Origin of the sequence: Bacteroides sp. AF39-16AC (assembly GCF_003602735.1) — a bacterium.
In the GTDB taxonomy this organism is placed as follows: Bacteria; Bacteroidota; Bacteroidia; order Bacteroidales; family Bacteroidaceae; genus Bacteroides; species Bacteroides uniformis.
Window position 1 is genome coordinate 132,592 of the sequence record NZ_QTLN01000003.1, and the last position, 25,021, is coordinate 157,612.

The following is a 25,021-nucleotide window of genomic DNA, read 5'->3' on the forward strand; positions in this document are numbered from 1 at the left end:
TATGAGACTAAAAAGATTGTTTTTGGGGGTAATGCTTTTGGTGGGCATTACGGGTGCCGGAGCGGCAAATGCTGCTCCGGAAGACATCTCTGCTTCTATTTCCTTGAAAGTGCCGGGGAATGATGCCAAGCAATATCCGCTGGCCTTGCAGAAGATGCAGGATGGTATGTACAGCTGCCGGGCTTCGGAAACGTTGCCGTTGGACATCATCCGCCAGGTGGTGGACAAGGATGGCAAACAGCGCATTACCGTCACACTCAAGGCGCTGGAAAATGTGTATTTCAACTACGGGGAACAGATAAAGACCGGTTACAAGCATTCGGACTGCCAGTTCTACATGCCGGGCTTCTGGTATCGCCGCAACCTGCGTTCGCCGAAGGAGGCTCCTTCTTTCCACACATCGGACAGTTGGCTGGTGCGTGAGGACCGTTTGAGCACTCCGCTGACGGCAGCTTTCAATCCGGCAAGCGGTACGTCCATGTCGGTTATCCGTATTGACAAGTTCGACAAGGAAGCTTTGACCACTCATAAGGAGGGAGAGGTAATCTTGTCCGGCGAGACTTCCATCGGATATACCGGTTTCTGCAATGTGGATGGTATGACTGTCTTGGCATACGGTTTCCCCTATAAGGAAGCACCGAAGACATATATCCGCAAATTGACGCTGGCTCCTGCCGTTGAGGCTTTCCAGTTGCTTCGTAAGGGTGACAGCATCTCCATGACTTGGGAGGTGTCCGAAAGGAATGCTGCCGATTTTTCGGAATGCGTACAGCGCACCTGGGAGTATTGTTATGACACTAACCGTCCGAAACCGGTTGACACACCTTACACGGTAGACCGCATGAAGGAGGTGATGAGCAACTTCTTCGTGGAAAGCTATGTTGGCAATACCCCCACTCATTATTACTCCGGTGTAGAGTTGGAGACTGCTACTTGTGCCAATACCGATGTTGCCGAAGTGGGCTTTGTGGGACGTACGTTGCTGAACGCTTTCAATGCTTTGGAGTATGGCAAACAGCAGAACCGTCAAGACCTGGTGGACAATGCTAACCATATCTTTGACACTTATCTCCAGAACGGTTTTTCGCCTGCCGGTTTCTTCAACGAAGTGGTACACTACAACCGCGACTTCAAGGAAACCAGACATAGCATTCGACGTCAGTCCGAAGGCGTATATGCCATTCTGAACTATCTGAACTACGAGAAACAGCAGAAGCGTAAACACCCCGAATGGGAGAAACGCATCAAGGGCATGCTGGACAGCTTCCTCAAGTTGCAGAACGAGGACGGCAGCTTCCCGCGCAAGTTCAAGGATGATTTCTCTATCGTGGATGCCAGCGGTGGTAGCACGCCTTCGGCAACATTGCCTTTGGTGATGGCGTCCAAGTATTTCAAGGACAAGCGTTATCTGGCAAGCGCCAAGCGTACGGTAGACTATCTGGAGAAGGAACTGATATCCAAAGCCGATTATTTCTCTTCTACGCTGGATGCCAACTGCGAGGACAAGGAAGCCTCCTTGTATGCTGCTACGGCTGCTTATTATCTGGCTTTGGTTACCAAAGGAGAAGAGCGTGCACACTATGCCGGTCTGGCAAAGAAAGCCGCTTATTTTGCCTTGTCATGGTATTATACTTGGGATGTTCCTTTTGCCGAAGGTCAGATGCTGGGAGATATCGGCTTGAAAACCCGTGGTTGGGGAAATGTGTCGGTAGAGAATAACCATATCGATGTATTTATCTTCGAATTTGCCGATGTGCTGCATTGGCTCTCCAAAGAGTACAACGAGCCGCGCTTCTCTGACTTTGCCGAGGTGATATCCACTTCCATGCGCCAGTTACTGCCGTATGAAGGACACATGTGTGGCATTGCCAAAGTAGGCTATTACCCGGAAGTGGTGCAGCATACCAATTGGGATTACGGACGTAACGGAAAGGGATATTACAACAATATCTTCGCTCCGGGCTGGACGGTTGCTTCTTTGTGGGAGTTGTTCACTCCGGGACGTGCGGAGCAGTTCTTGTTGAAAAAATGATAGTCTAAACAGTAACCAATATTGTATTTATGAATAAGATGATGACTTTGTTGGCAAGCGTGATGCTATTGGCATCGGCTTGCACGGGCAAACAGGCGAGTGAAAAGACTGCTTCTGGACTGGAACCTGCGAACTTCCGTACGGAAGTGGATGGCAAGCAGACAGACTTGTTTGTTTTGGAGAATAAGAATGGTATGGAAGTTTGTATTACGAATTTCGGTGGACGTATTGTATCAGTGATGGTGCCGGACAAGGATGGCGTTATGCGTGATGTGGTGCTGGGCTTCGATTCCATTCAGGACTACATCAAGTTCCCTTCGGATTTCGGCGCTACCATCGGACGTTATGCCAACCGTATCAACCAGGGTAAGATTACAGTGGATGGGGTAGAGTATCAGCTGCCGCGCAACAATTACGGTCATTGCCTGCATGGAGGTCCCAAGGGATACCAATATCAAGTGTTCGATGCCCGCCAGTTGAGTAATCAGGTTTTGGAACTGACTTATCTGTCGAAAGACGGAGAGGAGGGCTTCCCGGGTAACCTGACCTGCAAGGTCACTTTCTCGCTGACAGATGACGATGCCATCGACATTCGTTACAGTGCCGAAACAGACCGTACCACTGTTGTCAATATGACGAACCATTCTTACTTTAACCTGGACGGTGACCCCTCCAAGTCCAATTCGGATTATCTGCTCACTATCGATGCAGATGCTTATACCCCCGTGGACAGTACCTTCATGACTACCGGTGAGATTGTTTCCGTAGAAGGTACGGATATGGATTTCCGCACTCCTACTGCTGTTGGCGCCCGTATCGACAATGACTTTGAGCAGTTGAAGAACGGCAAGGGCTATGACCACAACTGGGTACTCAATACGAAGGGCGATGTCACCCGCCCGTGTGCCACCCTCGAATCTCCCTCAACGGGTATTGTGCTTGATGTCTATACCAACGAACCGGGCATTCAGATTTATGCCGGTAACTTTCTGGATGGCACACTGACCGGAAAGAAAGGTATCGTGTACGGTCATCGTGCGTCCGTCTGTTTGGAGACGCAGAAATATCCCGATACGCCCAACAAGCCGGAATGGCCTTCGGCGTTGCTGAAGCCGGGAGAAAAGTATGACAGTCATTGCATCTATCGCTTTTCGGTGAAGAAATAAATATAAGGCAGGCGTAGCCTGCCTTATATTTATAATAATCTCTTTTGTTAACTTTAAAAATTAATGCGTATGAAAAAGTATTTATTGTATGCTTGGATTGTATCAGCATTTTGTTCATGCAGTGAGAATAGCATGGAACCCCTTCCTATAGAAGTGGATGCTGATTGTGTAGACATTGTAAATGATGAAAGCTTTGTGCCGGTTAGTCAAGCCACAGAGGTGGCCGGCTTGTTTTTAGCTGCTAATGGTAAAGATGCGGTGACAACAGGAAATGGCTCTATTGAGCCAGATGCCTTTTCTGGTAAAACAGTAAAAGATATTAAGACGGTTTACGGTGAAGACAATACGCCTTCTATGTATATAATAAATTATGAAGGCGGTGGTTTTGTTATAGTAGGTGCTACCAAGAATTACTATCCGATTCTGGCATATTCAGATACTAACTCTATCAATATAGAAAAAGCTAAGCAGAGTGGCTTTTCTATTTGGATGGATGAAACAAATTGGGCTATTAAGGAAAGCGATATGCAAAATGCCGAGACTTTGGCAAATATGCGCTCTATGTGGGAGGCTTACGAAATACTGCCTGCCACAACACGTGATGCTACTTCTGATCATTATAGTGATGGGACAATGTTTCGTGAAAGGTTAGGCGAATTGTATACTTTGTGTCCGGGATATTCGTTTGGTCCTTTAAGTTCTGCAAGATCTTTTCTCTCACAATCAGATTATGAAAGTCTTGTAGAAAAGGCTAATTTTTATGGTTCTCCTCTTGAGTTTACAATAGTAGGATATAATAGTAATAACAGAAAAGTTGGGCCTTTGATGAATACAAAATGGGGGCAGGAGGGAGGATATAGTGCATTATGTCCGAATGAATATCCTGCTGGCTGTGTTGCCATTGCTATGGCTCAGATTGAGAAGTATCATGAATGGCCTCAATCCTTTGACTGGAGCGGTATGGCTAATGATAGACCGACTTCTGCATCTCAATCTCTAATAGCGATGATTGGTAAAGCCGTGAATATGGAATATGGTAAAGACGAATCTGGAGCTTCCTTAGGTGATGCCAAAAGAGGTTTTGAGGCAATGGGGTATGCAGTATCTAAAAAGGATCATGACATGTGGGATGTAGAAAGTGAAATCTATTTTAGAGGACGTCCTGTATATATGACAGGTGACAGGAAAAATTTTATCGGAATAACTTGGAAAGGGCATGCATGGGTTTGTGATGGTGCGGAAGAATATGGAAGTTCCTATAGCTATTTTGTGGAGTATCTTGTAAACCGTTCTACAAATCCAAGTTATTCAAGTTGTGGATTCCCTAATTATATGAATCCCACTACTACTTCTTTTGGTTCTGGTCGCATATATTTTCATATGAACTGGGGGGGGTATGGCACTGGTAATGGCTGGTTTAGTGGAAATAATGTGAATCCTACAGATGATAGGAACTATCAATACGACAGAGAAAATCTGTATGTTTCACCCTTAAAATGACGCATTATGAGAAGAGTATATATCTATTCATTGTTATTGTTTGCGATATGCTTTGCCGGTTGTGAACATAAATTGGACTCTTACCCGCCTCATCTCTATAGATACTATTTAGCATTCATAGATAAATCGGGTAATGATTTGCTTGCAGATGTACCATTTGAAATAAACAGCGAGAGGGATTCTGTTTTATTACGCGGAACTTATACTTTTGAGTTTATCAAATCAACGGAAGATGATTATTTTGATACCAAATCATTAATATTAGGAAAGGTAAGTGGCTATCAATCGCTACGCATTGATGTCTGCATGGAAGACTGGTATGGGCATAAGAAGCCGGAAGTCCTTACTCATAAACTTGCCTGTAAGCATATATTCGGTGATGAGAAAGTACATACGATTGTTTCTTATTGGAAGTTTGATACTGATTATCGGGAGGCAGAACTTATCCGTCTTACAATAGATGATGTGGAGAGTCCGATTCTTGAAGGTTTTGACAAATTTTATCCTCAAGCTCTTGTTAGCTTAGATAAATAGAGAGTATCTTATGTTTTTTATATGGACGATATAATGGTTGGTATACAGCTTATGATGTTAGTCCTATAGAAGATAGATTTATCAATATGATAGAGTAAGTTTGTATGTTTCACTTCAGAAAATATATTATGAGAAATTTTAGATTTTTGTTATTGACTGCTTTATTCCCTTTGATTTTCATGGGTTGTAAAAGTGAGGAAGATTCTTATCCTCCTATTCATTATGGATACAATTTAGCATTTGTCGATGAAAATGGCAATGATTTGATTGAGGGAATGCAAACCGGTCTTGGAAGAAATGGTAAGCCTGCTTTGAGAGAGAAAGATTACTCCTATAAATTGGTAGAACCCGATTCTAAAGATGACTTTACCGGACCGGACTGTATCTATGTGGAAAGCAGGGACGGACTTTTTACTTTGGCAATCTTTGATGCACTATGGGAGGGATATAAATATGACAAGAAGCCTGAAGTATTGAGGCGTACGTTTGTTTGTCCCTATATCTTTGGTGACGGAGAGGAACATTCCATTATTTCCCATTGGAAGTACAATGATGGTTATGGCAGTGTTGAACTTATTAGAGTAACTATAGATGGTGTGGATGCCCGCATCGAATCAGGAGCAGACAAATATCACCCGTTAGTTGTCGTTGTGTTGACAAAGTAACTTGTTTTTCTTAAATACTCTGTCTTGGTAAAATCAGCACTTTATCAAGACAGAGTTTTTATTCTTTGGATTTACCGCATCGCCAGCGCCTTATTTTCCGCCTCCTCCATAATCTCCCGTTCTCCCGGCCCTTTGTCATTGATGCCGCAAAGGTGGAGGATGCCGTGGATGATGACACGGTACAGTTCACGTTCGTAGTTGTTATCGGCGAACTGTTCCGCATTGGTGCGTACGGTATCGAGGCTGATGAAGAGGTCACCGCTAAGGCGGTTGCCTTCACAGTAGTCGAAAGTGATGATATCTGTGTAATAATCGTGTTGCAGATATTGGCGGTTCACTTCGAGTATCTTCTCGTCCGAGCAGAAGATGTAGGCGATTTCACCGACTCTTTTTCCGTAAGTGGCGGCTACGGATTTTATCCATTCCGTGGTTTCACGCTTCTTGATGGATGGCATTTCCACGCCGTCTGTCTGATAACTAATCATTTTATTTACGATTTAATGATTTACGATGTACGATTGAAATTACGTTCTTGCGATTAAGCTAGTTCTTTTAAAAGAAGAATAAGTAACTGATGATGATGGCTGCAATGATGCCGGAAAAATCGGCAATCAGCCCACACGTCACGGCATTCCTCGTTTTGGTGATACCTACGCTGCCGAAATACACAGCAAGGATATAGAACGTAGTATCCGAAGCACCGCGTACCACGCAGCTCATACGGCTGACGAATGAATCGGGACCATATTGCTTCATGGTGTCAATCATCAGTCCGTTGGCACCGCTGCCGCTCAGTGACTTCATCAAGGCAGTGGGCAGGGCACCTACAAAACTGGTATCTACACCGAATAGTCCTACTACATAACCGATACCGTTCACCAGTATATCCATGGCGCCGGAAGTGCGGAAAACGGCGATTCCAACGAGAAAAGCAACCAGATAAGGGATAATGCGTATGGCAGTGGTAAAGCCTTCTTTGGCTCCTTCTATAAAGGCATCGTATACATTGATTTTCTTCCATAGCCCCCAGAGGATGAACAGCAGGATGATGGAGAACAGCAGTATGTTGGCAATCAAAGTGGAATATACACCCATTTCATCACGGCTAATCTGTGTGAACAGATAAATGAGTGCGGCAAAGAAAAGACTGATGCAGCCAATCAGGATAAGTATGGGCTTGTTCAACAGGTTGATGCGTTGTGCAATGCTGACGGCAATGACACCGACAATGGTCGAGATGGCAGTCGTTATCAGTGTGGGGATAAAGATGTCCGTGGGTTGGGCGGCACCCATCTGCGAGCGATACATCATGATGCTGACGGGGATAAGTATCAGTCCCGAGGTGTTGAGGACAAGGAACATGACCATCGGATTGGTGGCGGTGTCCTTTTTCGGGTTTAGTTCCTGAAGTTCCTTCATGGCTTTCAGCCCCATTGGAGTAGCGGCATTGTCCAGCCCCAGCATGTTGGCAGAGAGATTCATGAAAATGGAGCCCATGGCAGGATGTCCTTTCGGTATTTCGGGAAAGAGACGGCAGAATACCGGACTCAGCCAACGGGAGAGGGCATTGATCATGCCGCTGTTTTCGCCTATTTTCATCACGCCGAGCCAGAGGGCGAGTATTCCCGTCAGTCCCAGGGATATTTCAAAAGCTGTTTTGGAAGAGGAGAAGGTGGAGTTGACGAGTTCTGTGAATATCTCCACATCACCCATAAAGATGAGTTTGCAGAGGGCCACGATGAATGCGATGACGAAGAATGCTACCCAGATGTAATTTAAAACCATGTATCGTTACTTTGTTTCTAATGGATTAATATTTGTTTTCGTTGGCAAGATTCCAGGCGTTGAGGAAAGCTGCTTTGGTTATTTCTATCATTTTCTCCCAGTTCAGCCGATCGGTGTGGTCCGAAGGCTGGTGATAATCGGGATGTCCGTCTGTGTGGTACCAGATGATGGGGATGTTGCACAGGGCAAAAGAAGCATTGTCACTTCCTCCCGTGGGGCGGTCCCAGGCGCGGTAGTCCGGTTGCAGGCGCAAGCTGTAGCGTGCAATGTCCTGCTTCAGCCAGTCGCCGAATACGGGGTGGGCGGCGGTGTAGAAGTAGACAACGTGTTGAGGCTGCTCGGGCTTATTGTTACGGCCTATCATGTCGAAATTGAGATAACCTTTCACCTGGCTGATGAAAGGACAGCTTTGTACAAAGTATTTTGAGCCGAGCAATCCCTTTTCTTCCCCATCCCAAAAGGCAAAGATGACCGTGCGCAGAGGCTTCTGTCCGGTGGCAAGAAATGCACGGGCTATCTGCAGGACGGCAGAGACACCGGAGGCATTGTCGTCTGCACCGTTGTATATCCGGTCGTTTGCCAGCGTCTCGTCCACACCCAGATGGTCGAAGTGGGCACCTACGATGACATATTCATCCGGTCGTTCTCCCGGGATGGTTCCCAATACATTACTCATCTGCAGGATGCGGTGGACGCCTTGTTTAAGGATGGCGATGGAGTCGGGATGCACTTGCCACCGTCCCCGTTGTTGGCGTTCCTTGTTGTAAGCCTCGAAGGGCTGGTAATAATTGTCCTTTTCCAGCGGGGCAATGCCGGCTTCTTTCAGGCAGGATGCCAGATAGCGGGCAGCCAGTCGTGAACCGTGCATGCCTGCTTCGCGTCCTTGCAGCTCATCGTCGGCCAGAAAGCCGACAATAGCCTTGGCCGAAGTGCGGCTGATGCTTTGCAACCCCTTTTCTTGTGGAGATTGTGCATGTAAGGATAGTGCGAAAGAAAGGCAGCAGATTGCTCCCAAAACAGCTTTATACATGTCGTACGGTTTTAAGGATTGGACATACCGGTTGCAAAATTAAAGATAACTTTCCATAGTTTCTATATAAATGTTGTATTTTTGTCCATTGGTGGATGAATTCAAATCCGTGTAAATCAAATGAGAGAAGGATGAAAAAGAAGAATGAAGCAGTGGAAACCGTCTTGTGCGAACGTGTGCTTTCGGCAGAAGAAGTGGCGTGCATCTCGGCACAGATTCAGCAGGAATTGGAGGCGTATATCGACCCGGTGAAAAGGGAGTATCTTCCCCGTTTCTTCAAGACCGGAAAGGGGCAGTATGGCGAGGGGGATAAGTTTCTGGGAGTGGTGGTACCCAACACCCGGCAGGTGGCAAAGCAGCACAAGCACGAACCTTTTGGGGTAATGGCAGCCTTGCTTCAGAGTGAATGGCACGAGTGTCGCCTTTGTGCCTTGCTGATGTTGGTGGAGCGGTTCAAAAAGAGCGATGAAAAGGGGAAAAAGGAGATTTATGACTTTTACCTTTCGCAGACAGCCCGTATCAATAATTGGGATTTGGTCGATTTGTCTGCCCCCGGCATTGTGGGTGAATATCTGAAAGACAAACTTCGTAAAGACCTCTACCGGCTGGCGGATAGTCCGCTGCTTTGGGACCAGCGCATTGCTGTGGTATCTACCTATACTCTTATCAAAAATGGTGATTTCATCGATATATTAGCCCTTTCGGAACGGCTGCTCCATCATAAGCATGACTTGATGCAAAAGGCGGTAGGATGGATGCTCCGGGAGATGGGTAAGCGGGACAAGGACTTGCTGGTACAATTCTTGGAGAAGTATTGCAGGACGATGCCGCGAACGATGTTGCGCTATGCCATAGAGAAGTTTCCGGAGGAGGAGCGCAAGGAGTTTATGAAGCGCTGATGGGGAATGAAAATCGTGAAACTGTATTTTGCTCTTCTTGCCAACAAGTTGACAAGTTTTTGCCACCTTATTGGCAAGACCTTGCCACCGCGTTGGCAAACTTTTGCCATAGGCATGGCAAAGTTTTGCCAAAGGTGAGGCAAGGGGTTGGCAAAATTAGTCTTTGATTGCCAGTGTATTACCAAAGGTAGCCTTCTACGTAGTTATCAAACTCCGGAGTCGTGCCGGCATCCAGATGTCTGAAGACGTTCAGTACGGATTGTTGCTCTTCGGGGAGCAGCAGGCGTTCGCCTTTGCGGGCGCGGTAGTAGGTGCGTTGGCCGAAGCCGGCTATCAGGTTGGCGATGGCGATTCCCCGCTTGTTGTAGGGTAGGCTGTTCAGCATGTTCATGAAGCCTTTGGCGTAACGCGCCTTCTGACTGGAGCGGTAGAAGGGGCATTCCCCTTTGACGGTGGCAAGGCGTTTGGGGCTGATGATTTTCCAGTAATCCTTTTCGGTAGGCATGCTCTGCATGGCGAGCTGGCGGAGGCAGGTGGCAGCCTTGGGGCATTGCCCGTTGAGGCATAAGGGGTAGTCGAAGGGGACTTGGGTAAAGGATATTTCTTCTTTCATAAGTAGCGTGTTCTATGCATTGTGCTTTCAGCAGGGGGGAGATTCGGCTTGCTGTCAGTAAATGGCTGGTTATTCTGCACAAATGTAGGAAGAAAGTGTGAGCCTGCAAATATATTTCAAGTATATATCTTGCTACTTCTATCGTTTTTTCTGTAATTTGCCTCCGGGCAGCATAATATTCCGTTGTATGGAGCGTACCAGGTATGTCATACGCCTTTTACTTATGTGAAAAAAGAAAGGGGATGAGTGCTATCTCAAAATAAATTCGTTATTTTGCAGGAAACAAAAGGAATATCCCTATGATTACTTATCTTAAAATAAATGGTTTTAAGTCATTTCATAATTTTGAAATGGAGTTTACCCCTTTGACCATTGTTGCAGGAACAAATGCTGCTGGGAAGAGTAACTTGTTTGATGCATTGAATCTGTTGTCACGCTTGGCTGAAGTGGACAAAATACATACAGCATTCAGAGAAGGGCAAAGAGGTGATTTGTTTGAACTATTCACTCAGTATGATGAACATGCTTATGCCGATGAAATGGAGTTTTGTGTGGAAGTGCTGGTAAATCGTGAAGTGACTGATGCTTGGGGAGCTACTGCAAGATTGAAATATACGAGGTTGCGTTATGAACTAAAAATACATCGCTTTGTAAACTCCAGTGGTATTGATGATTTAGAAGTTGTTTATGAACATTTGGCTACATTGAAACATCAAGAAGACAAATGGATAAAACTTTTGCCTAAAGAACAAATAGAATTTTGGAGACCTAAAGTAATTACAGGGAAACGTGGTCAACCTTATATCTATACACAAGAGCAAAATGAATTGCCTACGGTATTTGTTCCTCAAGATGGTGGTGGAGGTAACAAGCGAAGTTTTCCCCTGAGAAATGCTACGCGTACGGTATTGAGCAGCATTGATTCTGTTGATTTCCGCCATATTCTGGCCGTGAAGCAGGAAATGATCAGTTGGCGTTTCTTACAGTTGAACCCGGAGGATTTACGTCAACCCACAAGTAAGAGGACGGGAGAAGATGTCATTGGTGTTTCTGGGAAAAACCTGGCTGCAGCATTATTTAGGATTCAGCAGGAAGATAAATATTCATTGGTAGAGATATCTCGTGAATTAAATAGTTTTATTCCCAACTATACCCAGGTCTTTGTAGAAGATGATACAGAAAACAAGCAGTATATCATTTATCTGAAGAATGTGGACGGAAAGAAATACTCTTCCCGCGTGTTGTCCGAGGGTACGTTGCGATTGCTTACGCTTTGCATCCTGCAACACGATATGAAATACTCCGGTTTGCTTTGTTTTGAAGAACCGGAGAATGGCATTCACCCATTTAGGATAAAATCAATGGCGAAATTATTGAAGGATTTGACCACTAACTTTGAAGACCATGATCTACCTTTAAGACAAGTGATTGTGAATACGCATTCTACCGTTTTTGTCGGTGAAATTCAGAAATGGGAAGATGATTTGAATGTTTCCATCCATTTTGCGGAGATGAAATCAAGAGTGCTTTCTTTGCCATCGGGCAATAAGGTGAAACTCGATGTTTCGAAAATTATACAAGTTCCTAAAGAAGGGCAATTGACTATCAATTTCTCTGAGCAAGAACGAAAGCTTTCTTTGCAAATGATTAAGGAGTACTTAGAAAATACCCTAAAGGAGTGGTAATATGGCTAGACAATTATTTATTGGATTAATCACGGAAGGCCCTACGGATGTACGTTTCTTGCAGAGTGTGGTGGAAAGGACTTTTATTGATGTGGCTTTTGAATGCGAGAATGATTTAGAACCATACGTGAAATGCTTGACTGTGGAAAAAGTGCGACTTAGTTTTAATGAATATGTAGAGAAAGCTTCACGTCGAGGAATGGAAGAGATGGGTATGGATATACTTTGTGTCCATACAGATGCTGATAGTAAGGATACTAAAAGAGCCTATGCTGAAAAGATAAATCCGGCCAAAGAGTTCTTGTCTGATAAGAAAGGGGAGATTTGCAAGAGTCTGATTCCTATTGTTCCAGTGAGGATGGTAGAAGCATGGATGCTTGCTGACAAAGAACTATTAAAAGAGGAAATGGGTACAAGGATGTCGGATGAAGAATTGGGTATAAATCGTATGCCGGAACTTTATCTTGATCCTAAGGCTACCATTATACAAGCCATAGGTAAATCTAATCGGACTACGACACGTAGGCATAGGAAAGATTTGGATATTAGTGAACTATATGCTTCCATTGGTGCGAGGTTGGAATTGGAAAAGTTGCATCTGCTTCCTTCATATAGGCAATTTGTGGATGAGGTCAGAGAAGCCTACAGACAGTTGGGATTGTTACGGTAATGTGGAAAAATCAATAGGAAATAAAGCAGTGTTTGGAACATGATAGATAGTATGGAACAAGAAGATTTTGATATACGCAACCAGCAGCCCGTCACCAGCCGAGAACGTGATTTCGAGAACGCTCTCCGTCCGTTGAATTTTGAGGATTTCAGCGGGCAGGACAAGGTGGTGGACAATCTGCGCATATTTGTGAAAGCTGCCCGCCTGCGTGGCGAGGCGCTGGACCATGTGTTGCTTCACGGCCCTCCCGGATTGGGAAAAACGACACTCAGCAATATCATAGCCAACGAACTGGGCGTAGGTTTCAAGATAACTTCCGGTCCGGTACTCGACAAGCCGGGAGATTTGGCGGGAGTGCTTACCAGCCTGGAGCCGAACGATGTACTTTTCATCGACGAAATACACCGGTTGAGCCCCGTAGTGGAGGAGTATCTGTACTCGGCCATGGAGGACTACCGCATTGATATCATGATAGACAAAGGTCCTTCTGCCCGAAGCATACAGATTGACTTGAATCCTTTCACGCTGGTGGGAGCTACCACGCGTAGCGGTCTGTTGACAGCTCCGTTGCGTGCCCGTTTCGGTATCAACCTGCATCTGGAATATTACGATGATGATGTGTTGAGCGGCATTATCCGTCGTTCGTCCGGCATCCTCGATGTGCCTTGCTCCGTAAGGGCTGCCGCCGAGATTGCGAGCCGCAGCCGTGGCACACCGCGTATTGCCAATGCATTGCTGCGGCGTGTACGCGATTTTGCCCAAGTGAAAGGTTCGGGAAGTATCGATACGGAAATCGCACAGTTTGCCCTCGAAGCCCTGAATATCGACAAATACGGTCTGGATGAGATAGATAATAAGATACTCTGCACCATCATTGACAAGTTCAAAGGCGGCCCGGTGGGACTGACCACCATTGCCACCGCTTTGGGCGAAGATGCCGGCACGATAGAGGAAGTCTATGAACCGTTCTTGATAAAAGAGGGTTTCCTGAAACGTACCCCCCGTGGGCGTGAAGTGACGGAGCTTGCCTACAAGCATTTGGGGCGGAGTCTCTATAGTAGCCAGCGTACCTTGTTTGGCGACGAGTGATTCATTAATCATTAATCACTAACCATTAATCATTAAAAAGAAGTGGCCGGATTAAAATCATTGGCAAAAGAAACTGCCATTTATGGGCTGAGCAGTATTGTGGGGCGTTTCCTCAATTACCTGCTGGTGCCCGTATATACCATGGCGATGTCCGCACAGAGTGGCGGCTATGGCGTAGTGACGAATGTATATGCGTGGGTGGCCCTCATGCTGGTATTATTGACGTGCGGCATGGAAACCGGTTTCTTCCGCTTTGCCAATAAAGGGGAGGATGACCCGATGCGTGTGTACTCCACGACATTACTCAGTGTGAGTATGGGGGCGCTTACTTTCCTTGCATTGGGGCTGCTGTTTCTCGACCCTATTGCCGGATGGATGGAGTACAGTGAGCATCCCTGGTACGTGGGCATGATGATGATTGTGGTGGCGATGGATGCTATTCAAAGCATTCCTTTCGCTTATTTGCGCTACAAGAAGCGTCCCATTAAGTTTGCGGCACTCAAACTGCTGTTTATCTTCCTGAATATAGCACTGAATCTGGTCTATTATGTAGGGATGAAAGGGGATGACGTGGGCTATGCCTTCCTTTTCAATCTGATATGCACCTCTACCATTATGCTTTGCATGATTCCGGAGTTACGCGGGTTTGCTTATGTGCTGGATAAAAAACTGTTGAAGCGGATGCTTGCTTACAGTCTGCCGTTACTGGTACTTGGCTTGGCGGGTATCTTGAATCAGGTGGCCGATAAGATTATTTTTCCTTTTGTCTATCCGGATGAGGCGGAAGCTACCGTGCAGTTGGGCATTTATGGAGCTGCCAGCAAAATTGCTATGGTGATGGCGATGCTTACACAAGCTTTCCGCTATGCATACGAGCCTTTTGTCTTCGGAAAGAGCCGGGACAAAGACAATAAGCAGGTATATGCGCAGGCCATGAAGTTTTTCATCATCTTTACACTGCTGGCATTCCTGGCTGTCATGTTCTATCTGGATATTTTGCGCTATATCATCGGCCCTGATTACTGGCCGGGATTGCGGGTAGTGCCTATCGTGATGGCTGCCGAAATCTTTATGGGTATCTATTTCAATCTTTCCTTCTGGTACAAGCTGATTGACGAAACGCGTTGGGGAGCTTATTTCTCCTTGATAGGTTGCACGGTGCTGGTAGTGATGAACATACTTCTGATTCCCCGATACAGTTATATGGCTTGTGCCTGGGCAGGATTCTGTGGCTATGGCATCGCCATGCTTCTGTCCTATTTCGTAGGGCAGAAGAAGTATCCCATTCAGTATGACCTGAAGGCTATCGGTAGTTATGTGCTGCTTGCGGCAGTACTCTATCTGGCTGCCGAATATGTCCCGATAGAAAATATCTACCTGCGTATGGTGTACCGTACCGTTTTGTTGCTGGTCTTTGTGGCCTATATCGTGCGGCGTGATATGCCTCTCGGCAGCATACCCGTCATCAGCTGGTTGATAAAGAAATAAACTACTGAATAGTAAATCGTCAAATTGTAAATATCATGGATTCTGACAACAGAAATACCTTCGCTATCAAGACTTTTCTGAAAGACTATCTTGATTTGCGTAAAGACAAGGACAATGAACTGGAAACTGTAGATTCCATCCGTAAGGGAGTGGAATTCAAAGGAGCCAATCTTTGGATTCTGATATTCGCCATATTCATGGCCTCGTTGGGATTGAATGTAAACTCCACAGCCGTGATTATCGGTGCCATGCTCATCTCGCCGCTGATGGGGCCTATCATGGGCGTGGGGCTTTCTGTGGGGTTGAATGATTTTGAATTGATGAAGCGGTCTTTGAAGAGCTTCTTGATAACTACCTTGTTCAGTGTGACCACTGCTACCATTTTCTTTCTGGTGAGTCCCGTTGCCGAGGGGCAGTCGGAATTGCTGGCACGTACGTCACCCACCATTTATGACGTATTCATCGCCTTGATGGGTGGCTTGGCAGGTGTGACGGCGCTCTCTACCAAAGAGAAAGGAAATGTGATTCCGGGTGTTGCCATTGCTACGGCTTTGATGCCGCCTCTCTGTACGGCAGGCTACGGGCTGGCAACGGGTAACTTGATTTATTTCCTCGGTGCATTCTATCTTTATTTCATCAATTCCGTGTTTATCAGTCTTGCCACTTTCCTGGGCGTGCGCGTGATGCACTTCCAGCGCAAGGAGTTTGTGGATAAGAACCGGGAGAAGAAAGTACGTAAATATATCGTCCTGATTGCTATCCTGACCATGTGTCCCGCTGTCTATCTGACGGTAGGTATCGTCCAGGATACCTTCTTTGAGAGTGCTGCCAACCGTTTTGTCAACGAGCAGCTCTCCTTTGAGAATACGCAGGTGCTGGACAAGAAAATCCATCACGAGGGCAAGGGCCACGAAATACGTGTCGTGCTGATTGGGCAGGAGGTGCCCGAAGCTTCCATCGCCATTGCCCGCAGCAAGATGAAAGACTATAAGCTAGACAATACCAAGCTGATAGTCCTCCAAGGTATGAACAATGAAGCGGTGGATATTTCTTCCATCCGTGCCATGGTGATGGAAGACTTCTACAAGAACAGTGAGCAGCGTCTGGTGGAACAGAAACAGAAAATTGCCACACTGGAGCAGAATTTGGAAAGATACAAAACCTTCGATGAATTGGGCAAGAAGATTATCCCAGAACTGAAAGTGCTCTACCCGTCGGTAAAGACCGTATCAATATCTCATGCGATTGAACTGGCGGTAGATTCTGTACGGGTGGATACTGTGACCCTTGCCGTCTTGAAATTCGGCAAGCATCCGGGTGCGCACGAGAAGGAAAAGATTGCGGAGTGGCTCAAGGCGCGTACGGGTGCCAAGCAATTGAGGCTGATTACTGAATAATACAAGAATTGACGGAATGAAAATAAGATTTATACTGATAGCTGTCTGCTTCCTTTTTTCTCTGCCGGGACAAGCGGATGAGGGGATGTGGATGCTGGGAAATCTGAACAAGCAGACACGCCAGACCATGAAAGAGTTGGGCTTGCAGATGTCTGTCAACAAGCTATACAATACGAAACGCCCGTCGCTGAAGGATGCGGTAGTCAGCTTCGGAGGCTTTTGTTCCGGAGTGGTGGTGTCCGGGGACGGGCTGGTGTTTACCAATCATCACTGCGGCTTCAGCAGCATACAGCAACACTCGTCTGTGGAGCACGACTATCTGAAAGACGGCTTTGTGGCACGTAATCTTAGTGAAGAACTGCCTAATCCGGAACTTTACGTCCGCTTCCTCTTGCACCAGCAAGACGTGACCCGTCGGGTACTTGGAGCAGTAAAACCGGATATGAACGAATCTGAGCGTACAAGTGTAGTAGATTCGGTGATGCTGGTCATTGGCGAAGAGGTTTCTCGTAAAGACTCCACGCTGATAGGCATTGTGGATGCTTACTATGGAGGCAATGAATTCTGGCTTTCCGTTTATCGCGACTACAATGATGTGCGTCTGGTATTTGCACCCCCTTCTTCAGTGGGCAAGTTCGGCTGGGACACTGACAACTGGGTATGGCCACGCCATACGGGCGACTTCGCCGTATTCCGTATCTATGCCGGCAAAGACAACCGTCCTGCCGACTACTCTCCCGACAATGTTCCCTACCATCCCGAATACGTGGCTCCGATATCCCTGGACGGCTATCGTGAGGGTTCCTTCTGTATGACGATGGGCTATCCGGGCAGTACGGAACGCTATCTTTCCTCTTTTGGCATCGAAGAGATGATGACCACCACCAACCAGGCTCAGATAGATGTCCGTGGTGTGAAGCAGGCCATCTGGAAGCGTGAAATGGATAGCCGTGACAGCATCCGCATCAAGTACGCTTCCAAATACGACGAAAGTTCCAATTATTGGAAGAACAGCATAGGAGTGAACCGCACCATCAAGAAACTGCATGTGCTGGACAAGAAGCGTGCCATGGAGACCGAACTCCGTCGCTGGATACAGCAGACACCGGAGGAGCGGGAACATCTGCTGCATCTTTTTTCCGACCTGGAGCTGAACTACAAGAGCCGCCGTGATGCTTATCGTGCCAGAGCTTACTTTGCCGAATCTTTCCTGAACGGTCCGGAACTGGTGCAGCTTGCTTTGTCCATCCTCAACTTCGACTTTGAGGGGGAAGAGAAAACGGTGGTTGCCAATCTGAAAGCTATCGTTGAGAAATATGCCAATCTGGACTTGGGCATTGACAAGGAAGTGTTTACAGCACTGTTGAAAGAATACCACTCCCAAGTGGATTCCACCTATCTGCCCGAGCTCTACCAGACGATTGCGACAGAATACGGAGGTAACGAGCGTACCTATGTGGATAGTCTTTATGCCCGCTCGGAGCTGACCACCCCCCGTGGATTGAAGCGTTTCCTGGAGCAGGACACCACCTATCAGATATATAACGACCCTGCCATCAATTTGGGCATCGATCTCATCACGAAGCTATTCGAGATGAATATGCAGGTACAGCAGGCTTCCGGTGAAATCGAGCGGAATGAACGTTTGTTCAACTCTGCCGTGCGACGGATGTACGCATCCCGTAACTTCTATCCCGACGCCAACTCCACCATGCGTTTGAGTTTTGGCACTGTCTGCGGTTATGCCCCCTTCGACGGAGCGGAATATGATTATTATACCACCACGAAAGGTATTCTGGAGAAAGTCAGAGCCCATGCAGGCGATGTGGATTTTGAAGTGCAGCCCGAGTTGCTATTCCTTCTTTCCTCTGGTGATTTCGGTAGATATGCCGATGAAAAGGGAGAAATGAATGTCTGCTTTATCTCCAATAATGACATTACGGGAGGCAATTCCGGCAGTGCCATGTTCAATGCCAAAGGAGAACTTCTGGGGCTTGCCTTCGATGGGAACTGGGAAGCCATGAGCAGCGACATCCTTTATGAGCCGAAGATGCAGCGCACCATCGGGGTGGATGTACGCTACATACTGTTTATGATTGAGAAGTATGGGAAGGCAGGAAATCTGATTCAGGAACTGAAGCTTGCCAATCCTTAGCGTGTGCCCCCTGCCTATACTTTTATGGGTGATATTTTCTAAATCACTCCACGGATACGGTCATCGAATGCCGAGAGTGCTGCCTTTGCCCCTTCGCCCATGGCAATGGCTATCTGCTTGTAGGGAACATTCGATACATCCCCTGCCGCATATACCCCCGGAAGTGTGGTACGGCAGAAAGCGTCAATCTTAATCTCCCCGGCCGGAGTCGTTTCCAGCTTGTCGCGGAAAGGAGCGCTGTTGGCTGCCAAACCGATTTGCACGAAGATGCCGTCTAACGGGAAGTCTCGTTCCTCGCCGGTAAGGCGGTCTTTGATGCGGATAGAAGTTACTTTTTCCCTGTTTCCATCGACTTTGACGGTTTGTGACGAGGTGAAGATTTCCACATTCGGCAGGCTCCGGGCTTTCTCTTGCAGCACTTGGTCGGCTTTCAGTGTATCGGCAAATTCGAATACCGTTACCTTCCGGCAGATGCCTGCCAGGTCGATGGCAGCTTCAATCCCCGAGTTACCTCCACCGATAACCGCCACATGCTTGCCTTGATAGAACGGACCGTCGCAATGCGGACAGAATGCCACGCCGCGTCCTATGTATTCCGCTTCGCCCTCCACATTCAGTTTGCGCCAGCTTGCCCCTGTGGCAATGATTACCGCCGGTGCATGGAACATCTCGCCGCCTACGGTGGAGACACTTTTCTCCGTTCCCTGCAACTCTACTTTCTCTATCTTACGCTCCTCGAAAATCTCTATCGGATAGTGCTCTATATGTGTGCGGAGTGCGTTGGCAAGTTCTGCACCAGTAGTCTGCGGCACGGAGATAAGGTTTTCTATGCCTACCGTCTCTTTTACCTGTCCGCCTATGCGCTCGGCAACAATCGCCACCCGTAGGCCCTTGCGTGCAGAGTAGATGGCTGCGGAAGCTCCGGCTGGTCCGCCGCCCAATACCAGCACGTCGAAATCTCTCTCTATCGGCGCTTCGTCCTCTTGCGGAGCACTGCCGAAGGCTTCTTCCAGCTTCTGCAAAAGCTCTCCTAAAGAACCGCGACCTACGTGAAGCAGCTTGCCATTAGCGTAGACTGACGGCACGGCTTGTATCTTCAGCGCATCCACTTCCTCTTGATTAAGCGCCCCGTCCACCATCTCGTGGGTGACGTGCGGATTCAGCAATGCGATGATGTTCAGTACCTGCACCACATCCGGACAGTTGGTGCAAGTAAGCGATACATACGTTTGCAGGCTGATGTCGCCTTGCAACGCCCGGATGCGGCGACGAATTGCTTCGTCCGGCAGATTTTTCCCCTTTCCATCGGCATTCAGCACGGCAAGCAGGAGGGAAGTGAACTCGTGTCCGCCGGGGATGCCGCGGAACTTGATGCCGGTTTCCATATCGTCTTTCAGCAATGTGAACTCCAACACGGGGTTCTCTATCTCACTCATCCGGCAGGAGAGCTTGTCGGAACAGCTTGCCACATCCTTCAAGAATCCGATAAGCTCTTGTGCCTGCTCGTGCCCCGGATGATAGGTGATGTGAAAGACGTAGCGGGCTTCCAAATGCTGGAATACGCTCCGCACCTGGTCTAATATAGTTGTTTCTAACATGATTAATAGGGTGTTTGGGGTGAGAAAATAGTCTTTTAATATGTTTGATATAGAGTAGTTGCAGAACTTGTGAGGAAGTACTCCAATACTCCTTCGAAAGTACTGCGGTACTCCTTTGAAAGTACTACAGTACTTCTGTACAAGTACTGCGGACGTCTTAAAGGAAAGCGGACGTCTTTCTATGGTGAAAGCGCCCGTTCCTCCTATTACTTATCAAATCTTTCCTACAAGGTCGATGCTCGGCTTCAAAGTTTCCGCTCCTTTCTTCCACTTGGCAGGGCAGACTTCTCCATCGTGTGTGGCAACAAACTGTGCAGCTTCTACCTTGCGCAGCAGCTCGTCGGCATTGCGTCCGATGTTGTTGTCCTGTATCTCGGCAATCTTGATTTTACCCTCGGGATTTACGAGGAATGTGCCGCGATATGCCATGCCTTCTTCTTCAATCATCACGCCGAATGCGCGGCTCAGCACGCCTGTGGGGTCGGCAAGCATGGGGTACTTAATCTTGCGGATGCTTTCGGAAGCATCGTGCCATGCCTTGTGCACAAAGTGCGAGTCTGTGCTTACAGAATATACTTCTACGCCCATTGCTTGGAATTGGTCATATTTCTCTGCGATGTCTACCAGCTCGGTAGGGCATACGAAGGTAAAGTCTGCCGGATAGAAGAAGAAAATGGCCCATTTACCTTTTACGTCTTCGTGGGATACTGTTTTGAAACTTCCGTTTTGGAAAGCCTGAACCTTGAATTCAGGGAGTTGTGAGTTGATGATCGGTTCCATAATTTTTCTCTTTTAATAGGTTTAGTTTTTTGTTTTACCAATGCGAAGATTGTGCAGACAGAATGTAGAAGCCAGTTTGCTTGATGATGCTGAGGTGCAACCGACCTTCGCTTTTTCTGTTTGCAAAAATATAGCATTTTTCCCCGATAGAACAAAAAATCCGATTGAAAGATTTTATGGAGCGATAGATGAAATCTATACGACTGCTTGGGTTGCTTTCAGTGAGAGCATTTCCTTGGGTACGGAAAGTTTTATCTCCTTAACCAGCACTTCGAGCAGCGTGTGGCGGATAAAGTTCTTATTGGTCAGCAGCACGACCTGGCGGGTGGGGCAGGGGATGGCGAAGGAACGTACCAGCTCTTTCTGGGCATCGCCCAGTTGCAGAACGGCCAGTTCGGGGATGAAGGTCACGCCTTTGCCGCTTTCTACCATGCGCATAAAGGTCTCCATGCTGCCCAAGTGATAGGCAAGCTGGCTGGCACGTGCCGACTTCATCTGGCAGAAGCGCACCAGCTGGTCACGGAAGCAATGGCCCTCGTCGAGCAGCCAAAGCTGTTCGCCGTTCAGGTCGGAAGTACGGATTACCTCGTTGTTGAAGAGGGCGTCTTCGCGCGACACGTAGGCAAAGAACTGTTCATAGAACAACGGCGTCTGCTGCAACTCTTCCATACCTGCCAGACTCGCTACGATACCTGCATCTATTTCTCCCGTCTGCAGGGCTTTCTTGATGTCGTTTGTTTTCATTTCGACTACCCGGATGTCGAGGTCGGGGTATTTCTTCATCAGCTGCGGAAAGAAACGGGGCAGGAGGTAAGGAGCTACGGTGGGAAGTATGCCCAGCTTGAAGATGCCGGTCAGTGAGTGTTTTTCTTCTTCTATAATATTCTTTATACGGTTGGCTTGAACCAATATATTCTGTGCTTGTTCTATGATGTGGATACCGACGGGAGTGGGGCATACCGGCTGCTGGCTGCGGTCAAAAATCCGGGTGTCCAGTTCCTCTTCCAGTTTCTGAATCATGGCACTGAGGGTGGGCTGTGTCACGCGGCAATATTCGGCTGCTTTGGCAAAGTGGCGGAACTGGTTGACGGCAAGGATGTATTCCAATTGTTGTAAAGTCATGATGAACAAGGCATTTGAAGGTTATGTATAGAGTTCGTCTATGCAAAGATAGAAATTATCTGTTTGACAAGCCTTGATTTACCCCTTATCTTTGCAATACCCAAAAGAAAAATAGTATAAATATTTAAAACAATAGAATTATGAAAACTTTAGATTACTTGCATTTGAATGAAAAGAAAGTGGCTGGCGTAGCATCAGCATTGCACCAATTATTGGCCGACTTCCAGGTACATTACACCAATCTGCGCGGTATGCACTGGAACATCAAGGGACACGGCTTCTTTGTGCTGCACGAGAAGTTCGAGAGTATGTATGACGATACCGCCGAGAAGATTGACGAGATTGCAGAGCGCATCTTGATGCTGGGTGGCGTGCCCGAGAATAAGTTCAGTGAATACCTGAAGGTTGCCAACGTGAAGGAAGTGTCCGACATCTCTTGCGGCAGTGAGGCTGTGGACCATATCCTCGAGACTTACGGCTACCTGATTGGTGAAGAGAGAAAGGTAATTGAACTGGCAAATGAAGCCGGCGATGACGTGACGGCAGATTTGATGACCGGCTACTTGAAAGAGCAGGAGAAAATGGTTTGGATGCTCGTTGCATTCAGTACGAAAAGCTGTACGAAATAAAGGATAAAGAGTTGTGAAAAAGGATAGGGTGATAAAACGGTAGCGGATGCTGCCGGTTTTATCACCCTATTATCTTTCTATAGTTTATATCACTTTTTCTTCTTCGGTGTCCGTCTTGCCCACCCTTCTTCACTGAAGTCGGGCTCTGCATCCTTAAAGTCATTGTTGCCCTGGAAGAACTGTTTCCAGTCATCCTTTTTGCCACGGGCTTTGGTGTAACCCCGCTCTTCGCGGCTGGGCTTGCCTTTCTTCTTGTCGTTTGCAGGACTTTCGGCCTTTTCGCTGCGTTTGCCGGTGGCATCGTTCCGTTTGCCGTCTTCCTTGTAGCTGCGCTTCTTGCTGTCAAACTCTTTTTTCCCATAGCTTCCGGCTGTACCCGGACGTTTGCCCCTCGGAGCCTCCTTACCCTCGTCTCCGGCAACCTCTACGGATACTTTACGGCCGTTCCAGCTGGCGCGGTTCAGGGCCTTCACTACATTGGTGGCTTCCTTTTCCTCCACTTCGAAGAAGGAGAACTTCTGCATCAGGTCAATTCGTCCCAGCTCTACACGTCCACGTGTATTGTTGTTCAGCAGGCTGATTAATTCGTTGGGGAAGAAGTTGTCCATTTTACCCAGGTTGATGAACAAGCGGGTAAAGCCGGGTTCTGCTTTGCGGCTGCTTCTACGGTCGTTGCGGTCGCCCCTCTCGCCACTTCTTGCACCACGCTCACTACCGGTTGCTGTCTCTATCTCGTCACGGCCGCGATAGTAATCCAGGAAACGGTTGAATTCATGCGAAACCATGCGTTTAATCAGGTCCTCTTTGCTCAGCCAGTCCAGCTTGCGGTAGATGTCGGTCATAAAGTCGGCGATTTCCTCCTCGTTCACTTTCACCTTTTCAAGATCGTCTATCACTTTGAGCAGTTGCTTTTCGCATATCTGTTTGCCGGTGGGCATTTCGCCTGCAATGAATTTCTTGCCGATGATGCGCTCAATCTCGCGCATTTTGCCTTTCTCTCGCAGGTTGATGATGGCGATGGAAGTCCCGGTTTTGCCGGCACGTCCCGTACGGCCGCTGCGGTGGGTATAACTCTCGGTGTCATCGGGCAATCCGTAGTTGATGACGTGTGTCAGGTCGTCCACATCGAGGCCGCGTGCGGCAACGTCCGTGGCAACCAGCAGTTGTAGGTTGCGGATGCGGAACTTCTGCATCACGGCGTCACGCTGCGCCTGACTCAGTTCGCCGTGCAGCGAGTCGGCATTATAGCCTTCCTGCATCAACTTGTCAGCTATTTCCTGCGTTTCTTTGCGGGTACGGCAGAAGATGATGCCGTATATCTGCGGATAGTAGTCCACAATACGTTTCAGGGCAGCATACTTGTCTTTGGCATGTACACAGAAGGCTACGTGTTTCACGTTGCTGGTGCTTTCATTTTTGCGTCCGATGGTGATTTCCTTGGCATCGCGCAGGTACTTCTTGGAGATGCGTGCGATTTCCGGGCTCATGGTAGCGGAGAACAGCAAGGTGTTGCGCTCCTGCGGCACATCGGCGAGAATGGCGTTGATGCTGTCTGTGAATCCCATGTTCAGCATTTCGTCCGCTTCGTCCATAACCACGTTCTGTATGGTGGCGAGGGACACGGTTTTGCGTTCCATCAGGTCCAGCAGTCGTCCCGGTGTGGCTACGATGATGTGTACACCCCGTTTCAGGGCGCGTATCTGGCTTTCGATGGACGAGCCTCCATATACGGGCAACACTCGCAAGCCATCGGTATATTTAGAATAATCGTTCAAGTCGCCTGCTATCTGCAAACAAAGTTCGCGGGTGGGGCAGAGAATAAGTGATTGGGGAATTCGGTTGTTGACGTTAATCTTCTGTATGAGCGGCAGGCCGAACGCTGCGGTCTTTCCTGTTCCTGTTTGTGCCAGTGCTACTACATCATTGTTTTCTCCTAAAAGGTAGGGAATTACTTCCTCTTGTACCGGCATGGGCTGCTCGTAACCCATTTCTTCGATGGCGCGGCGTATCTCCGGCGACACACCGAGCTCTTCAAATGTCTTCATTAAATCTTCTGTATATCTTTATCTTTATATTTCGGGCGCAAAGATAGTGCTTTTCAATGGATAATTGATAATTGATGGTTGATAATTATGCAATTACATGATAAAATCGTTTTTTATTGGCTACTCATTATCCATTATC

Annotated in this window: 21 protein-coding genes; 13 read left to right on the plus strand and 8 right to left on the minus strand. The window is 47.5% G+C overall.

The window, feature by feature from the left end; translation table 11 throughout:
• The first annotated feature begins 1 nt into the window (after position 1).
• From DW039_RS04400 to DW039_RS04420, 5 genes are all read left to right on the plus strand, one after another.
• Positions 2-2,032 carry a hypothetical protein gene (locus tag DW039_RS04400; protein WP_120381736.1) on the plus strand — a complete coding sequence of 677 codons (2,031 nt, stop codon included), beginning with the start codon at positions 2-4 and terminating at the stop codon, positions 2,030-2,032.
• A gap of 29 nt (positions 2,033-2,061) precedes the next feature.
• The gene (locus DW039_RS04405; RefSeq protein WP_117720922.1) at positions 2,062-3,198 is read left to right on the plus strand and encodes an aldose epimerase family protein; all 1,137 of its coding nucleotides are present in this window, start codon (positions 2,062-2,064) and stop codon (positions 3,196-3,198) included.
• 69 nt (positions 3,199-3,267) lie between these two features.
• Entirely contained in the window at positions 3,268-4,698 is a 1,431-nt protein-coding gene (locus DW039_RS04410; RefSeq protein WP_243635008.1) for a C10 family peptidase, read from the plus strand.
• A 6-nt stretch (positions 4,699-4,704) separates the two neighbouring features.
• Entirely contained in the window at positions 4,705-5,232 is a 528-nt protein-coding gene (locus DW039_RS04415) for a hypothetical protein (RefSeq protein ID WP_008662148.1), read from the plus strand.
• 128 nt (positions 5,233-5,360) lie between these two features.
• Positions 5,361-5,897, plus strand: coding sequence for a hypothetical protein (locus tag DW039_RS04420; protein WP_243635009.1), 537 nt, complete (start codon positions 5,361-5,363; stop codon positions 5,895-5,897).
• Positions 5,898-5,968: 71 nt separating this feature from the next.
• Here the strand turns inward: DW039_RS04420 and ybeY are convergent, their stop codons facing one another.
• The 3 genes from ybeY to DW039_RS04435 all read right to left on the minus strand — a co-directional run bounded on the left by ybeY (position 5,969) and on the right by DW039_RS04435 (position 8,712).
• Positions 5,969-6,382 carry an rRNA maturation RNase YbeY gene (ybeY, locus tag DW039_RS04425; RefSeq protein ID WP_005826129.1) on the minus strand — a complete coding sequence of 138 codons (414 nt, stop codon included), beginning with the start codon at positions 6,380-6,382 and terminating at the stop codon, positions 5,969-5,971.
• A 67-nt stretch (positions 6,383-6,449) separates the two neighbouring features.
• Positions 6,450-7,682 carry a nucleoside recognition domain-containing protein gene (locus tag DW039_RS04430; RefSeq protein ID WP_005833907.1) on the minus strand — a complete coding sequence of 411 codons (1,233 nt, stop codon included), beginning with the start codon at positions 7,680-7,682 and terminating at the stop codon, positions 6,450-6,452.
• Positions 7,683-7,707: 25 nt separating this feature from the next.
• A complete protein-coding gene (locus DW039_RS04435; RefSeq protein WP_005826125.1) occupies positions 7,708-8,712 on the minus strand; it encodes a M28 family metallopeptidase in 1,005 nt (334 codons plus the stop codon).
• Between the two features lie 131 nt (positions 8,713-8,843).
• On the opposite strand from DW039_RS04435, the gene DW039_RS04440 reads away from it, so the two are divergent.
• Positions 8,844-9,611 (plus strand): DNA alkylation repair protein, encoded by a 768-nt coding sequence (locus DW039_RS04440; RefSeq protein ID WP_120381739.1) that lies wholly within the window; start codon positions 8,844-8,846, stop codon positions 9,609-9,611.
• Between the two features lie 178 nt (positions 9,612-9,789).
• On the opposite strand, the gene DW039_RS04445 is transcribed toward DW039_RS04440, so the two are convergent.
• Positions 9,790-10,224, minus strand: a complete 435-nt coding sequence (locus tag DW039_RS04445) for a DUF6078 family protein (protein ID WP_117866482.1) — start codon at positions 10,222-10,224, stop codon at positions 9,790-9,792.
• A gap of 299 nt (positions 10,225-10,523) precedes the next feature.
• Here DW039_RS04445 and DW039_RS04450 point away from each other — a divergent pair, with 299 nt between their 5' ends.
• Genes DW039_RS04450 through DW039_RS04475 form a run of 6 tightly spaced genes read left to right on the plus strand, consistent with a single transcriptional unit; the run spans position 10,524 to position 18,708 of the window.
• Positions 10,524-11,909, plus strand: coding sequence for an AAA family ATPase (locus DW039_RS04450; protein WP_016272131.1), 1,386 nt, complete (start codon positions 10,524-10,526; stop codon positions 11,907-11,909).
• A 1-nt stretch (position 11,910) separates the two neighbouring features.
• Positions 11,911-12,579 (plus strand): DUF4276 family protein, encoded by a 669-nt coding sequence (locus DW039_RS04455; protein ID WP_016272130.1) that lies wholly within the window; start codon positions 11,911-11,913, stop codon positions 12,577-12,579.
• A gap of 51 nt (positions 12,580-12,630) precedes the next feature.
• A complete protein-coding gene (gene ruvB / locus DW039_RS04460; RefSeq protein ID WP_034525480.1) occupies positions 12,631-13,668 on the plus strand; it encodes a Holliday junction branch migration DNA helicase RuvB in 1,038 nt (345 codons plus the stop codon).
• Positions 13,669-13,710: 42 nt separating this feature from the next.
• The gene (locus tag DW039_RS04465; protein WP_044468456.1) at positions 13,711-15,156 is read left to right on the plus strand and encodes a lipopolysaccharide biosynthesis protein; all 1,446 of its coding nucleotides are present in this window, start codon (positions 13,711-13,713) and stop codon (positions 15,154-15,156) included.
• A 35-nt stretch (positions 15,157-15,191) separates the two neighbouring features.
• Entirely contained in the window at positions 15,192-16,553 is a 1,362-nt protein-coding gene (locus DW039_RS04470) for a TIGR00341 family protein (RefSeq protein ID WP_005833899.1), read from the plus strand.
• Between the two features lie 16 nt (positions 16,554-16,569).
• Positions 16,570-18,708 (plus strand): S46 family peptidase, encoded by a 2,139-nt coding sequence (locus DW039_RS04475; protein ID WP_119957708.1) that lies wholly within the window; start codon positions 16,570-16,572, stop codon positions 18,706-18,708.
• Between the two features lie 38 nt (positions 18,709-18,746).
• Here the strand turns inward: DW039_RS04475 and ahpF are convergent, their stop codons facing one another.
• The 3 genes from ahpF to DW039_RS04490 form a co-directional block, all read right to left on the minus strand.
• On the minus strand, positions 18,747-20,306 hold the full coding sequence (ahpF, locus tag DW039_RS04480) for an alkyl hydroperoxide reductase subunit F (protein WP_119957707.1): 1,560 nt from the start codon (positions 20,304-20,306) through the stop codon (positions 18,747-18,749).
• Positions 20,307-20,519: 213 nt separating this feature from the next.
• Positions 20,520-21,086 (minus strand): alkyl hydroperoxide reductase subunit C, encoded by a 567-nt coding sequence (ahpC, locus tag DW039_RS04485; protein ID WP_005826106.1) that lies wholly within the window; start codon positions 21,084-21,086, stop codon positions 20,520-20,522.
• Positions 21,087-21,281: 195 nt separating this feature from the next.
• A complete protein-coding gene (locus tag DW039_RS04490) occupies positions 21,282-22,208 on the minus strand; it encodes a hydrogen peroxide-inducible genes activator (protein ID WP_022401899.1) in 927 nt (308 codons plus the stop codon).
• 140 nt (positions 22,209-22,348) lie between these two features.
• On the opposite strand from DW039_RS04490, the gene DW039_RS04495 reads away from it, so the two are divergent.
• On the plus strand, positions 22,349-22,837 hold the full coding sequence (locus DW039_RS04495; protein WP_005826103.1) for a Dps family protein: 489 nt from the start codon (positions 22,349-22,351) through the stop codon (positions 22,835-22,837).
• Positions 22,838-22,926: 89 nt separating this feature from the next.
• Here the strand turns inward: DW039_RS04495 and DW039_RS04500 are convergent, their stop codons facing one another.
• On the minus strand, positions 22,927-24,882 hold the full coding sequence (locus tag DW039_RS04500; RefSeq protein ID WP_022401898.1) for a DEAD/DEAH box helicase: 1,956 nt from the start codon (positions 24,880-24,882) through the stop codon (positions 22,927-22,929).
• Positions 24,883-25,021: the final 139 nt, after the last annotated feature.

What these genes read in the sequence shown, in the direction of transcription:
- DW039_RS04490 (WP_022401899.1), bottom strand. Translation starts at nt 22,208, where the DNA reads ATGACTTTACAACAATTGGAATACATCCTTGCCGTCAACCAGTTCCGC.
- ybeY (WP_005826129.1), bottom strand. Translation starts at nt 6,382, where the DNA reads ATGATTAGTTATCAGACAGACGGCGTGGAAATGCCATCCATCAAGAAG.
- ahpF (WP_119957707.1), bottom strand. Translation starts at nt 20,306, where the DNA reads ATGTTAGAAACAACTATATTAGACCAGGTGCGGAGCGTATTCCAGCAT.
- DW039_RS04435 (WP_005826125.1), bottom strand. Translation starts at nt 8,712, where the DNA reads ATGTATAAAGCTGTTTTGGGAGCAATCTGCTGCCTTTCTTTCGCACTA.
- DW039_RS04440 (WP_120381739.1), top strand. Translation starts at nt 8,844, where the DNA reads ATGAAAAAGAAGAATGAAGCAGTGGAAACCGTCTTGTGCGAACGTGTG.
- DW039_RS04470 (WP_005833899.1), top strand. Translation starts at nt 15,192, where the DNA reads ATGGATTCTGACAACAGAAATACCTTCGCTATCAAGACTTTTCTGAAA.
- DW039_RS04500 (WP_022401898.1), bottom strand. Translation starts at nt 24,882, where the DNA reads ATGAAGACATTTGAAGAGCTCGGTGTGTCGCCGGAGATACGCCGCGCC.
- DW039_RS04475 (WP_119957708.1), top strand. Translation starts at nt 16,570, where the DNA reads ATGAAAATAAGATTTATACTGATAGCTGTCTGCTTCCTTTTTTCTCTG.
- DW039_RS04450 (WP_016272131.1), top strand. Translation starts at nt 10,524, where the DNA reads ATGATTACTTATCTTAAAATAAATGGTTTTAAGTCATTTCATAATTTT.
- DW039_RS04415 (WP_008662148.1), top strand. Translation starts at nt 4,705, where the DNA reads ATGAGAAGAGTATATATCTATTCATTGTTATTGTTTGCGATATGCTTT.
- DW039_RS04455 (WP_016272130.1), top strand. Translation starts at nt 11,911, where the DNA reads ATGGCTAGACAATTATTTATTGGATTAATCACGGAAGGCCCTACGGAT.
- ahpC (WP_005826106.1), bottom strand. Translation starts at nt 21,086, where the DNA reads ATGGAACCGATCATCAACTCACAACTCCCTGAATTCAAGGTTCAGGCT.
- DW039_RS04495 (WP_005826103.1), top strand. Translation starts at nt 22,349, where the DNA reads ATGAAAACTTTAGATTACTTGCATTTGAATGAAAAGAAAGTGGCTGGC.
- DW039_RS04405 (WP_117720922.1), top strand. Translation starts at nt 2,062, where the DNA reads ATGAATAAGATGATGACTTTGTTGGCAAGCGTGATGCTATTGGCATCG.
- ruvB (WP_034525480.1), top strand. Translation starts at nt 12,631, where the DNA reads ATGGAACAAGAAGATTTTGATATACGCAACCAGCAGCCCGTCACCAGC.
- DW039_RS04420 (WP_243635009.1), top strand. Translation starts at nt 5,361, where the DNA reads ATGAGAAATTTTAGATTTTTGTTATTGACTGCTTTATTCCCTTTGATT.
- DW039_RS04400 (WP_120381736.1), top strand. Translation starts at nt 2, where the DNA reads ATGAGACTAAAAAGATTGTTTTTGGGGGTAATGCTTTTGGTGGGCATT.
- DW039_RS04410 (WP_243635008.1), top strand. Translation starts at nt 3,268, where the DNA reads ATGAAAAAGTATTTATTGTATGCTTGGATTGTATCAGCATTTTGTTCA.
- DW039_RS04430 (WP_005833907.1), bottom strand. Translation starts at nt 7,682, where the DNA reads ATGGTTTTAAATTACATCTGGGTAGCATTCTTCGTCATCGCATTCATC.
- DW039_RS04445 (WP_117866482.1), bottom strand. Translation starts at nt 10,224, where the DNA reads ATGAAAGAAGAAATATCCTTTACCCAAGTCCCCTTCGACTACCCCTTA.